This is a genomic window from Okeania sp. SIO3I5, from assembly GCF_010672085.1.
In the GTDB taxonomy this organism is placed as follows: domain Bacteria; phylum Cyanobacteriota; class Cyanobacteriia; order Cyanobacteriales; family Microcoleaceae; genus Trichodesmium.
The window spans coordinates 1-13,368 of sequence record NZ_JAAHHT010000110.1 but is presented as its reverse complement, the minus strand read 5'-3'; the positions used below and the strand labels follow the sequence as shown (position 1 = coordinate 13,368).

8 protein-coding genes are annotated in these 13,368 nt (G+C 38.7%); 3 read left to right on the top strand and 5 right to left on the bottom strand.

The window, feature by feature from the left end:
* The first annotated feature begins 274 nt into the window (after window positions 1-274).
* The 3 genes from F6K40_RS22430 to F6K40_RS22420 all read left to right on the top strand — a co-directional run bounded on the left by F6K40_RS22430 (window position 275) and on the right by F6K40_RS22420 (window position 1,456).
* Window positions 275-919, top strand: coding sequence for a Uma2 family endonuclease (locus F6K40_RS22430; protein WP_293139323.1), 645 nt, complete (start codon window positions 275-277; stop codon window positions 917-919).
* A gap of 174 nt (window positions 920-1,093) precedes the next feature.
* On the top strand, window positions 1,094-1,252 hold the full coding sequence (locus tag F6K40_RS22425; RefSeq protein ID WP_293139322.1) for a hypothetical protein: 159 nt from the start codon (window positions 1,094-1,096) through the stop codon (window positions 1,250-1,252).
* Window positions 1,253-1,306: 54 nt separating this feature from the next.
* Window positions 1,307-1,456 (top strand): hypothetical protein, encoded by a 150-nt coding sequence (locus F6K40_RS22420; RefSeq protein ID WP_293139321.1) that lies wholly within the window; start codon window positions 1,307-1,309, stop codon window positions 1,454-1,456.
* A 157-nt stretch (window positions 1,457-1,613) separates the two neighbouring features.
* On the opposite strand, the gene F6K40_RS22415 is transcribed toward F6K40_RS22420, so the two are convergent.
* From F6K40_RS22415 to F6K40_RS22395, 5 genes are all read right to left on the bottom strand, one after another.
* A complete protein-coding gene (locus F6K40_RS22415; protein ID WP_293139320.1) occupies window positions 1,614-2,240 on the bottom strand; it encodes a tail fiber protein in 627 nt (208 codons plus the stop codon).
* A gap of 677 nt (window positions 2,241-2,917) precedes the next feature.
* Window positions 2,918-10,846 (bottom strand): RHS repeat domain-containing protein, encoded by a 7,929-nt coding sequence (locus F6K40_RS22410; RefSeq protein ID WP_293139319.1) that lies wholly within the window; start codon window positions 10,844-10,846, stop codon window positions 2,918-2,920.
* Window positions 10,847-11,306: 460 nt separating this feature from the next.
* Window positions 11,307-11,495: a hypothetical protein gene (locus F6K40_RS22405; RefSeq protein ID WP_293139318.1), complete on the bottom strand. Its 189-nt coding sequence runs from the start codon at window positions 11,493-11,495 to the stop codon at window positions 11,307-11,309.
* Window positions 11,496-11,656: 161 nt separating this feature from the next.
* Window positions 11,657-11,938, bottom strand: a complete 282-nt coding sequence (locus tag F6K40_RS22400) for a zinc ribbon domain-containing protein (RefSeq protein WP_293139317.1) — start codon at window positions 11,936-11,938, stop codon at window positions 11,657-11,659.
* Window positions 11,914-13,083 carry an RNA-guided endonuclease InsQ/TnpB family protein gene (locus F6K40_RS22395; RefSeq protein ID WP_293139316.1) on the bottom strand — a complete coding sequence of 390 codons (1,170 nt, stop codon included), beginning with the start codon at window positions 13,081-13,083 and terminating at the stop codon, window positions 11,914-11,916. Before F6K40_RS22395 ends, F6K40_RS22400 begins: the two co-directional genes overlap by 25 nt.
* Between the last annotated feature and the right edge of the window lie 285 nt (window positions 13,084-13,368).

Sequence of the window (13,368 nt, the reverse complement as noted above, 5' to 3'; positions counted from 1 at the left end):
TTTGCTACTGCCCAATGCTCAATGTCTAAATTAGGGAATAGGGAATAGTTTGGAGAAATGGGAATTTATAGAGTTAGGTAGTCAGATATTTTGTCCCTGGATTTTTCCACCCTTGTCTACTCAAAATGCTAATATTTTGTAGCTCAGAGCGACCTAAAAGCTGGAAGTTTTTTTGACATAAATTGGCTAAAGTCTTTATATGTCAATACTTTGAGAGTTAATTAGCAAGTCCTAACTAGGGTTGACTAAAATCCAAAATCAGATAATATTCACCATGGCAGTCACCTTACTACTTCAACAACTTATAGTCCCCCCAGGTCAAAGGTTGTTAATTCATAATCTAGGGTGGTCTAAATTTGAGTCTGTTCTTGAAGAGTTAGGGGAAAATCGCTCTTCCAGAATTGCTTATTATCAAGGAACTTTAGAAATTAGAATGCCTGCACCAGAAGAGGAAGTTGATAAGGAACTTCTGGGGGATGTAGTAAAAATTTTGCTTGATGAGTTAGAAATAGATTGCGAATGTTTTGGTTCTACTACTTTTAAGGGAGAAAGTATGGAAAGTGGTATTGAACCGGATCAATGTTTCTATATTCAAAACCATGCTCGAATGCGAGGTAAGCGACGGGTTGATCTAAATTTTGACCCACCTCCAGAGTTAGCTATTGAAGTGGATGTTACTTCTAAGACTCAACTGAATGTTTATGCCAACTTAGGCGTACCTGAACTTTGGCGTTATGAGAAAAATCAGCTTAAGATTTATCTTTTGCAAGGAAAAGAATATGAGGAGGTTTTCACCAGTCCAACACTTCCCGAATTAGCAATTCAAGACTTGGTGGCAGAAGTTTTAGCTCAAAGTCGTGATATTGGTAGAAGTCCTGCTTTACGAAATTTTCGCCAAAGATTAAAACAGATACTGTGACCAGAAAATCACGTTTCAAGTCTCCCTGTTAAAAGGGATAAAAAAGAAAATTCAGTAAAATAGCGATCGCCTTTCAGTTAGAGAGAGCGATCGCCTGATTTCTGGGCTAACAGCGCTTTTGTTGCACGGTATGCCATAGTAGGGACGTTTTGCTCCGCGACATGAAACGCATTTTTGTTATGCAACGTCCCTACAAAGTTAAAGAGCAATCGCCTGAGCGTTAGACAGAGCGATCGCCCTATTTACCTACTTCTGAATCATTTACACATCCTGAGCTTTGATAATTTAAATCAGCGATCGCCTAACCGTTATACAGAGCGATCGCCCTATTGACTCACTTCAGAATTAGGTGTCATGTAGGGGCTTTCTGGCATTCCCCCACAGAGCGTGATCGTCCTCCAGTTAGAGAGAGCGATCGCTCTATTGACTCACTTCAGAATTAGGTGTCATGTAGGGGCTTTCTGGCATTCCCCCACAGAGCGTGATCGTCCTCCAGTTAGAGAGAGCGATCGCTCTATTGACTCACTTCAGAATTAGGTGTCATGTAGGGGCTTTCTGGCATTCCCCCACTGAGCGTGCTCGCCATCCAGTTAGAGAGCGATCGCTCTATTGACTCACTTCAGAATTAGGTGTTAGATGTAGGGGCGAATGGTATTCGCCCACTGTAGCAACGCTCTATTTCCTCACTTCAGAATTATTTGATATCCTTAGCTTTGATAATCCAATTGACGTAGACGTTTATGGGACGAGTCTCGCTTCCACCGCGTGCTATCATTTTTGCATCCTGAATATTGGTCTCACTTCCTACCCCCACTGTGTTATAATGTCCAGACCCATTTTGTCCTCCAACTTTGAAGTTGTGAGTGTGTGCTTTAAACGCATCCTCCTGAAACGAACCTACCCGATCACCAGTATTTCCACCCGTTGCAGATACGGTGCGATCCGCAGCATCGGGGTCTCGTCCTGTTCCATTATCTACACCTCGGACAAATCGACCACGCAAATCTGGAACCCTGAAATATCCAGGACGTGAAGGTGTTCCAAAATAGACCCCAATTTTGCAGTATAGCTCTTCATAATCTCTTGTTAAATGTTCTTCTCCATCGCAGACTAGCCATCCTTGACTTTCTAAATCTCGTGCATCACTTCCAGTCACAACACCTCCATAGGCAGTTATTGTTCCAATAGGAACTTCTGCTGGACTAACAGGTTGGTCGCAATCTGCTTGTATATCAGTAGCACTAGCAGAATTAACTTCTATACCGAAGATAAGAGTAACAGAAAGAAGTATGGCGATCGCTGCACCAAAAATTCGTTTCATGTTCATAAGATAGATGTTCTTTAGTTTTAGTGTTTACTTGGTTGTTCGATCCAATTTCCTTGGACAAGAAATAAGGGTGCATCTCAAAGTTGTAAGTTTAAATCCCCCCTAACCCCCCTTCGTAAGGGGGGAATGCCTCCCCCTTTCAAAGGGGGACGGGAGGGGGATAAAAAATTGATGATTCAGAGTGTTTTTGCAAAACTGAAATGCACCCAACAAATAAGGGTTTGATATTTCCTGTTATGGGGGTCGGATCGATCGCTTTCGATTGCGAATTTTCATAATTTTAGATTCTGTTAAAGCAGATGAGTAGTGGCGTGTCAAGCTGAAAATGATGTATTAAATTTTTCATTGTAATTGTTGCTATGAAAAGGTTGGGATAATTTTCCTAACACACTATTTCAAGCTTGACGCGCTAGTAGGGTGCGTTAGGCGTTTGCTTGATCAATATAAGGAAATATTTATCTTTTCCGCCGTAACGCACCGTTATCCTTTGTTTTGGTGCGTTACGCTATCGCTAACGCACCCTACTAGACTGTTTCATCTTAAATGTTGCAATAGATGTAGGTTGGGTTGAGGGACGAAACCCAACAACAATATTTCTCTGCTACTCCCCTACTCCCCTACTCCCTAATGCACTATTTTAGTTGAAACAGTCCACTACGATATCGGACTCATTACCGTCGCCAGGGACTTACAATAGTCGAACCTCCCCAATAAGTTGGCTGGGTAATCAAAGCAAATGGTAGTCCCACACTATTCAACATAGAAGGGTTAAGTGCCAACTTCCCATAAAGAGATGAAACACTAGGCCGCTGGTAGGAAACAGCACTACTTCCAACTGAACTTGCCTCAGTTGAGTCTGGTAATACTTGTTCAACTCCCTTCGTTACACCTGACGATATTATCGATCCCTGAGTAGAAATAGTTCTGACTTTAGTAGGAAGAGCTGTCAACCATCTACCTACAAGTGATGGGGATTTGCTCTTAACTGCTGTCGATAAACTTTCTACTCGACTTCCAAAAGTGGTAAAAGTATCATAAGCATCGTCTAGCATTGTTGGACTATCAAGGGGACTCCCAATATTAAATCCAGACTTACTAGCGATCGCGCTTTGAGCTGCTGCCCTTGCACCACCATATCCAGCAACCCCACCTGTTATGGCACCTCCGATTCCGCCAATTAATGCACCTTTCCAGATTGCATCAGACAAACTTCCTTGGTTTTCCACCCCAAAAGCTTCATTAATTCCAAACTGGGCAGCAGCCTGGCCAGCACCGACTACACCACCGACTGCACCACCAACTGCTGCTCCAGCTAAAATACCAGCTGCTGTTGAGCCTCCAGCGCTTACAACTTTTGCTCCAGCCGCAAAAGCTCCTACACCTCCAGCGGCTGATATTGCTCCAGCTGCAGCACCGACTGCTATCCCCGCAAATATATAGCCTACTAAATTTCCTCCTTTTAGTCCTGCTTTTACTCCTGTATAAGCAGCAACGCCAGCACCAACTGCTGCACCAACTAAAGCTCCAATGAGAAGAACTGCTAAAAACGCAAGTTTTCCATCTGGATCTACGATCATTATCGGATTGTTACCAGCGTACAAATAAGGACTGGCAAATTGCGCTTTGGGATCTGTTGCATAAAACCTTCCTAAACGGGGATCGTAAAATCGCGCTCGATAGTTATACAGTCCGAGTTCAGGATCAAATTCTTGTCCTGTATAGCGATAAGTAATAATTTCTGGATTTCCGGTAGCAGTGTCTATCAAGTCACCAAAAGGTAGATAATCAAAGGCAGCAATTACTGTTCCTGTTTCATCTACCACTACACGAGTGGAACCAAGATGATCTTTGAGTACGGTGTAAACTTTACCATCTTTAACGAGTGCGACTAATCCACCAATACCATGAATATATTGTATGGGTTGCTCGCTCACTTCTAACAGAGGATAATCATTTAAACCATGTACATATAATTTGGTTGCGGTTTGCTTTCCTGAACTATCCTCGGATGTTTTCAAGACTCGCTGATTTTCTCCGTCATACTTAAAGGAAACTGATGTTGCTTCTTCAAGTTGTACCTGAGTGGTTAACTGAGTGAAGGGATCGTAATCAATTTCAGAAATCTGGCGATGAGAAGCACTTTTAACGTTCCCATTGGCATCATAACTATAGTTTTGAGGTTCGCTGTTATTGCTAACTGTGTTTACCTTATCGGTATTCTGGATATATTCATACTCATTGGTTGTATCACCCCGTTTTAAGGTTTCAATATTGCCGTTGACGTCATAAGTAGTGGGTTTGCCTACTCCTAAACTTGCTTGCTCATTTTGGGAATTTTGGGCAACTTCTAACCGTCCTAATTTATCGTACTGATATTGATAGTCATAACTTTGGGGTGCATTATTCCAAGTCCCGTAATTAATGCTATTTTTGGCAATATTCCCGTTGTAATATCCTGAACCTTGATAACCGTTCTCGGTATAAGCAAGAGATTGTTCCATGATTAAGGAATTATCTGCTTTCTGATTACCAATGCGGGTTATCCAACCGGGAGAGTTATAGTTGAGACTGTTTTGTATTCCCTGATTATTGAGGTTTGCCGTTTTTAGACTGCTGTCAGCATTGTAACTATAACTGGCAAACCTTTGGGGATTTTCTGGTGTTCCGATGGCAATGTTTTCTCCTAAGCTATTATAACTGTAAACTACTTCTGGAATATTGTTAGTATTATCGGGATAGTGAATCTTGATGACATTTCCGAGATTATCGTATTCGTAACTAACTGTTTGCGCCGCATATCCTGTAACTGTCAGAGTTTTACTTATTACATTACCAAATTGATTGTAATCATAAATTTCTTCGACGTCGGTATTACCATCCCCTTGATTACTACTCAATATTTTCCACAAACGGCCTATTAAATAAGGGTTTGAACCATCTCCATCAAAGATATAACGTTTGCGCCAAGAGGTTTGTTCTGGATAGTTGGGTTCGTTATCAGCTTTTTCCTGTAGTTCGGTTCCATCATCCCAGTCTCCAGTAAACCAACCTTCTTCAGTTAAACGTCCTGCGATGTCATATTTCTTATAGAAGATGATCCGAGATGTTAATCCTACTGCATCTACCATAAACCGAGGATTACCTGCGCGATCATAGATATATTTGCTTGTACCAGAATCTGGGTTAGTTTGACGGATCATTTGTCCGAGGAAATTATACTCCATTGTAATTTCCCAAGCGTTCGGTTGTGAATCTTCGGAAGGTACAAACTGATTAGGAAGTAAGACTTTAACTACATTTCCTGCGTCGTCATAAACAGTTCGAGTGGTTTGATAAACATCGCTTCCTGCTGCAATAGGACCTGCTTTTTTGGCTAAAGTACGTCCTAATTTATCTGTGAGAGTATAAACTGTTGTTCCGTCAGCATCTGTTAGCTTTTCGACTAAATATTCTCCTGATGGATAGGAATCTTCTGCAAAAAATCCTTCTGAGTTTGTTCCATATTCTCTGCGAACAATATGGGTGTTACTATTTCCGATAGCAAATTCTTTTCCTGGTATTCCTTGCTGCATCGGACGATTTAATGGTGACGCCTCATATACCGTCCTGCTGTAAGGATAACCTTCATCATCGGGGTAATAATTGGCAACTTCTCCGGTTAATTCTCCAGACTCCCAATTAATACTCTCAATAAATGATGTTCGATAACCGAAGAAAGTATTATCAAATTTTGCTGCTTTAGTAGCGATCGCCTGACGACTTAAAACATCATAAACGGTTTCTGTTACTAGACAGTTGCTTCCTTCTAATGCTTGAGTTTGTTTTTCTTTCCCTGCACCGTCACCATAGGTAATGCCAATTTGAGGATTTTTAAAGGTGACGATATTGGCAAAAGCAACTTTATCCGCAGTAAATATTTCCAGCGCACCAGTAATATTATCTGTTATCGTCTCAGCAAATATTTGTTTACCGTCAGCGTAGAATAAAACTGTGTTATTAGCAGCGACTAATAACCATTCATGGGGAATTGAACCTGTATTAGCAACTTCGGAAGGTGTACCATTAAGAGTTAAAGTCCAACCTTGATTTTGCGTCCAAGTTACAGTTAAGCGATCGCTAATGCGAATACCTAATGGTTGTTGGGGTGTATCCGATGGATGAACCGATAAGCGTACTCCATAGTTAGTAAAAGATGCCGTAGATTGATAAGTAATGGTGTCTGAGTTATTTCCAGTGTGAACTAAAGCATTATTTTCTATCTGCCAATTATTGGGTTGAGATGATTGCCAATCTTGTCGCCATTGTTCACCGTTGATAAAGTTAGCATAAACTCCTCCTGCTGCTGCACCAATAGTCAGAACACTATTAGGTTTGCTCTGAGAAAAGACATAATTTTCATCATCATTTTCTTGTCGAGTTGAATAGGATGTGGTAACTGCATTAACTGTTTCAGCAAGTCCAATTTCTGCTACTTTTCGTTGGAAAGAGTCATAAAAATTACGGATGGTATCGCCACTATTTCCAAGTTGTGCGCTAACAATTTTGTATTTAGGTTCATAGACATTTCCTTGGAAACTAGCGATTAAAGGAATAAAGCAAATATCATCAATCAAAAGAGATTTTGATGTTTTTTGATTGGATATTTCTAATCCTAAACTTGTGCCTTGAATTTGATTAGGACTAATAACAGACTGCCAATATTTCCACTCGCTGTCAGTTGCTTCAATCGCTAAAACAACAGGATTTCCTACAGGGTCATTGTCATTATAAAATTGTAGTTTTACTTCCGCTTTACCACCATCTGTTTCAAATCCTATTTCTGTTTTAAACCAAGCAGAAATAATATAACTTTGCTGAGTCTTTGTTATTGTCAGGTGTGTTTTTTTCGTCAGAGTAATACTAGGGTTAAGTCCTAAACTACAAACTCCTGTATGAGCATCTCCTGTAACTATTAAATCAGTTATATTCCCCTGATTTATACTCCAATCACTGAGATTTTCGTAAGCTTCAAAACCTGTATAGGTTGCTTCTTGAATAGTGGCATTAGCAAACTGAGCAATAGGATAAAATTGGTGCTTATCCAAAATAATAGAACTGTGAGTTCCATTGACATCAATTACATCTTGTTCTGCTCCATTTGAACTCCGAGAAATAACTTCTGAAACCTTCAACCAATCTTTTTTATTTGGTTCATTTTGATTATCCCATTCATCAAAAACAGCATTTTCATTCAGTCCTTGATAACTTCTGTATACACCCCATTTTTCCTCTCCCCAATCTTTCCAAGTAGAAACAGCGATCGCTCTTGTTTTATCATTAGTTTTGTTAATAGTTTGCACAACAGGAGTCAGGATATTTTGTTTTTTCAATCCATCATATTTTTCCCAACCATAAACAGAAGTTTGTGTCAGTATTTCCTCTTCACCTAAACTATTGTAATTCTTATTCTTCTGTGTTTTTAACAATCCCGTTGCTGAGTCATATTCATATTCAACTTCTTGTTTGACTCCTAAATAAGAGGCATTGCCATTAGAATCTGTACTGCTAATTTCTTTACCATAGAGAATACTTTCTTCTCGTTTTTGTTGGATATAGAACCCATATAAATTAACTGTCCTTGACTCTCCTAATAACTGTCTGTAGGTTATTACTTCATATTCAACAGTTTGAGAACTTAGCTCATCATCTGTGGAATTATAGGCTTTTTGTTGATAGAGAGAACCATGCAACAAACTATAATAATATTCAGAATTTCCTTGAAAATCCTCTTCCTTGAATCCTAAAACTGCTCTTGAAAGTCCATTAAAGAAATTATATTCAGTCTTTCCAAAAGGAGTTAATTGTGAATTTTCACTACCTTCAATTACCGTAACCCGAGAATATTCAGTAACAATTCCTTGAACACTAATAACTATCTTTGATGTATCGTAATCATAGTTAGTTTGACTCTCTTGATATCCATCATTAATAGTTACTTTAACAACAGGAAAATCAGTAATATTGCCTTCAATTGATTGATTGGTAACATAATATAAATCCAAGCTAGAAGCTTCCTCAAAATTATCACCTCTGTAAGTAACAAAAGCATTAAATCCAGCTAATATTGTTCCCGATTTCCCCTTACTATTTTCGTCATCAACATAAATTCTTTCGGAGAGATATTCAGTATGAAAAACCTTGCCATTTTTTAACAACAATATCTGACTTTCTCCATTCTCCATCTCATAAGCAATATAAGAAGGTGCCCGGTTAATGATACTTTCAGGTTTAATTCCTAATGGAATTGATTGTCGATCTTTATTTAGTGTTCCTTGATTATCTTTGTAAAATACACCATTTCCAATTGTTGCAAAATTACCATTGACAGTTGGTTGATACTCATCCCTTGACCAAGAAACATTTATATTAGGGTATTCCCACCGATTATTGTAAGGATTGTAAGCTTTTATATCAGTAGAATTAGAATTTGAAGCGATCGCTAAATCCGAACCATAAGCAAACTTTCTTGCTTCATCCCCACTAGGAACATTCAGATTACTATTTATCCACTCGCTACCATTGTATCGCCATATATTATCCATATTTGCTACTAAACTACCCGTAGTAACAGAAGAGAAAAAAGGTTCTTCTGTCTCTTCAGGTACATCGTAGTCATTAGTTACAGGGGTACCGATATTAAACTCAGCATCCCAGTTATAAATTCGTACTTCATAATCAATATTCGTATCAAATTTTTTGATAAAAGTTACTGTGGCAGAATTATTACCTAAACTCCAATTAAAATAGGGATTATCATCATCATCTTTTTCAACTGAACTGACAGTACCAATTTCTTTTCTAGTCCATTCTTTGTAAATTTCATCTAGGTAATATAATTCTAGTTCACAACGTTTAGAAGCAGCATCATAGGTACTGATAGTGAAATAATTACCAAAAGCATCTAAAACATAATTACCTCTATTTAGAGTTAGACTTTGATTATCCCACCTTTTTAACTGCTGATTCCATACATAGCGGCCTAATTCTGTACTACCAGAGGCGCAGAAAACCACAAAATTACTGCCAACAGCAAGGTGTGTTGGAACATCATTTGCAGCTAAATTCACAGAGTAATTTTCATAACTCCATCTCCCAAAACGCCCCATATCTTGGTGAAATAGATAAACATTCATCACATTTTGATTTTTTTCCTTGAAACTCAGTGCAAAGAAATCTGCTTGAGTTTCCACCTGCAAACTATCAATATCTAACTGAAAATTAAAACCTCCTGTGCTTGGTGAATCATCTATCCAGTTACCATTCCAACTATAAACTTTGACATCTAATTTTCCCCGACTATCATTATAATAAGTAACTACAACATAATCATTTCCGAACCAAACACGAGGAATACCTTCACCATAAATAGTAGTTTTTCGATTAGTCCCAATTAGATTCTTTCTTTCATAATTAAAAGTAGCTATACCACCAGCAGGATAAGTAATATGCTTTAAAACACCACGATGGATATTATCATTTATCTCCTTGGTATAATATTCAAACTTGTAACCAGGTAAAGACTCTCCCTCTGGATTTTTTTGAGTTATTCCCTTGAGATAACGTTTATAGAAATCTGCATCATTAAAATCATACAAAGAAACATTATGAAATTCATAATCAAACTGAAGAGAAAATAAGAGTGAATTTGATTCTTCTTTGACTTCAATTGAGCTCAGAAATTTTGTTTCGTATCTATCTTGATAAGCATGAAGATTTCCGCTAGGTTCATGGGGAATTTGATATTCTCTTATTTGGTTATCATACTGTTTATCTTCATAGTTAAAAGTAATAGTACGTCCATCTAAAGCCGTAACTTCTGTTAAATAAGGAGCTTGGGTATGTTTATAACCGCCACGGCCAATTTCTTTTAAATCAACTTCATATTTAAAAGTAACTTTTTCACCCCAAGTATTTTGGATTTCTGCTAAATTCCATCCTAGTGCAAAAGGTTCTTGTCCTGATATATTCGTAGTGCTATCAATCCAATTACCATTCCTGCCGCTCCATTTTATACCCCATTGAATATATGGATTATTTTCTGGGAAATTATCTGTCTTTCCACCATAAATTTGCTTGATTCCATTCTCCTTAATAATCACCCATTTTTCTTCATTTGGGTAATAGCGAATATCCCAAGGTTTATAGTCTTCCGTCTCAAAATTCCATGCACCATCTTGAGTTATTCCATCTTGATATAGTCGATTAGCTGAACCACCAGAAACAAGGTAATATCGGTTATCATAAATAGAACCTGTATTTCTGTTGTCAATAGCAATCATCTCATAAGGCATACTCCATCCCAATCCTAGAATACCCGTCGGTGCTTCCAAATTCCAAGTATCCACTAGATTTTGAATATTACTCTGGTAGATGATGACCACTTTCACATCTAGATCGCCTCTACCTGGAAGTGATATTAACTCTAAAGGAAGGTTAACATCGCCTCGGAAGAGATTAACCGCATTAGGGATATTTCCGATCCCTCCCCCATCCATCTGAAAAGTTTGGATCGCAGGAAGTTGAGATAATGTACTTGGAGAATAACTACTGGAAACCATCATAAAACTCCTTTGTCTAAGTTAGAAATATTTTATTTTCTCTGTCTCGCGGACATCTAGATCATCAGGCTTTCTATCTGTCTTAGATAACTTTATTTCTTTTTCTCGCATATCTATTAATCTTTAGGTTTTCTACAGATTTTTTATTTGTTTATAGATGAAGCTGTATTCTAACGTGATAGCATTTTCAAAAAAGAATGTTACTAATAGCAATGGGGAGAAAAAGATTTTACAGGAGATAGCTATTTGATAAAAAAGATAATTTTCGACTAAAAAATCCTGTTATAGCAATTCATTATGACTCCTGTACGGGCGAACGGCCGTTCGCCCCTACGACTCCTGAGTCCTCAAAAATTCCCTAGGTATTTGTAGCAAACATTTATCAAAATGGTATTAGGGGGTATGCTTTACCCTTGGTTACAGCAGTTTTCAGGTCAATGAACCACATAAAAAAATGATAACCTTATGAGGGCGAATACCATTCGCCCCTACTTTCTGGTTGACTCAAACCTGATGAGGGTGAATGCCATTCGCCCCTACCTTCTGGTTGACTCAAACCTGATGAGGGTGAATGCCATTCGCCCCTACCTTCTGGTTGACTCAAACCTGATGAGGGTGAATGCCATTCGCCCCTACTTTCTGGTTGACTCAAACCTGATGAGGGCGAATGCCTGAAAACCCCTACTTTCTGGTTGACTAAAATGAAAAGCGCTGTAAAATCAAACGAATGGGCACACTTGGTAAGATAAGCTTCCTCAGAAATTAGGACATTGACATACTCCCGACGCTCCCCTCCCCCCTTCCAAAGGGGGGTTAGGGGGGATGGAGAGCGCGGGATTCTTCAGCCAAGTGAGCTATGACCGCAGTTTTAACAGAAGTGATGTCCTCCTCCTGTGTTGATAATAATCCTATTTTTTGTATTAGAAGTGCTGAGTTATAGTCTCTATCTAATTCTTGGCCACATTCAGGGCATGAATGCCAACGTTCCGACAAGCTTTTAGAAACTCTATTTAGGCACTGCCAACAATGCTGAGATGTACCTTTTGGATCTACTTTGATAATTTTTTTGCCTAGTTTCCAGGCAACATACTCCAAAACCTGAACAAACTGACAGTAGCTGCATCTTGCAAAGACTTATTTAATCCTGACTTTGCTGATTGACCATTGGGCAAAAACTGGCCATTATTACCTAATTTAGCCTTGCAACGTCTGACTAAAGAAGCTATTTGCAGGTCTTCTAAAAATATCACCTGACAGTCACTAAATAAATGATAAGCCAGCTTGAATTGCCAGTCCAAACGTTGTCTAGCTATTAGTTGATGCAGTTTGGCTATTTTACGTTTGAGAATTTTCCAACTCTTTGAATGTTTGTGTTTTTTAGCTAATCTCCCCTGAAGTTTAGACAAGCGATGCTCAGAGAACCTGAAAAACTTAGGCACTTCTATAAACTCACCATCACTGGTAACTGCATAGTTTAACAACCCTAAATCAATACCCTTTGAGTTTTCAGAGGTGGGCTGAATTTCTGCACGCCTCAAAGGTACACTTTTATCTTCTATCGTGAAGCTAATATACCATCCGTCTGCTTCACGGATAAGTGTACCTGTCTTAACCTTGAATCCTATTGGTATTGGGCGATTAAAGACAAAAGGAACTAAGCCAATTTTTGGTAAATTGACACAATACCGACCGTTAGAATTTTTGACAATGTTGGTATTTGATAACTGAGGATAGCTGAAGGAATTATAATAATGCTTTCCCTTGAATTTAGGTCTACCACTGGTTTTACCGTTTTGATCGGGTTTAGTAAAGTTATCCATCGTAGTTTGTACTCTTTGGATAACATCTTGCAACACCTGAGAGTGCATAGACTTATATTCAGGGAAAAGTTTTTTAGTCTTTGCTAAATCCGCTAGTTGCACTCTCTCCCAAACAACATACCCATTAATGATGTTTGGATGCTTATCCCCTTTCTTGGTTATCGGATTACCATTGCTGTCTTTTTTTCTACCCTCGCGGGTTTGTATCCTAAACTCTGGAACGTTTTGGTAAATTCGTTCTACTGGTACTACTGAAACATTAAGAGGACAAGCATTTACTGGTGTGCGCGTGGCTTCAAACCAGTTTAACCTTTCCGCCAAACGGTAATTATATTGCCGTCGGGCTAATTCCAACCAATTAGCAATAATTACCGTTTGGCTTTTATGAGGTTTGAGTTTGTACTTATATTTCAGTAGCAAGGCAGAATCTATCAGGATTTCTCAGTAGTTATTGTAATGGTTGTGTTAGAAATTGTCAATAGCTATAGCAAACAGGACAGACATGAAAACTGCACACCCTAGCCCGGCTATCATCCCGACGCTCCCCTCCCCCCTTTCCAAGGGGGGTTAGGGGGGATGGAGAGCGCGGGACTTCCCGCCGGAGAAGTTAAACTTTAAAATCTTTGGTATAGATTTAGGACATCAGCTAAATCAACCATAACTAAAGTATGATTGCTAAATCACCTAAATAATTACAAAATATAA

Bases quoted from the DNA above. Each gene is read 5' to 3' on its own strand.
- F6K40_RS22410 (WP_293139319.1), bottom strand. From the start codon at position 10,846: ATGATGGTTTCCAGTAGTTATTCTCCAAGTACATTATCTCAACTTCCT.
- F6K40_RS22415 (WP_293139320.1), bottom strand. From the start codon at position 2,240: ATGAAACGAATTTTTGGTGCAGCGATCGCCATACTTCTTTCTGTTACT.
- F6K40_RS22430 (WP_293139323.1), top strand. From the start codon at position 275: ATGGCAGTCACCTTACTACTTCAACAACTTATAGTCCCCCCAGGTCAA.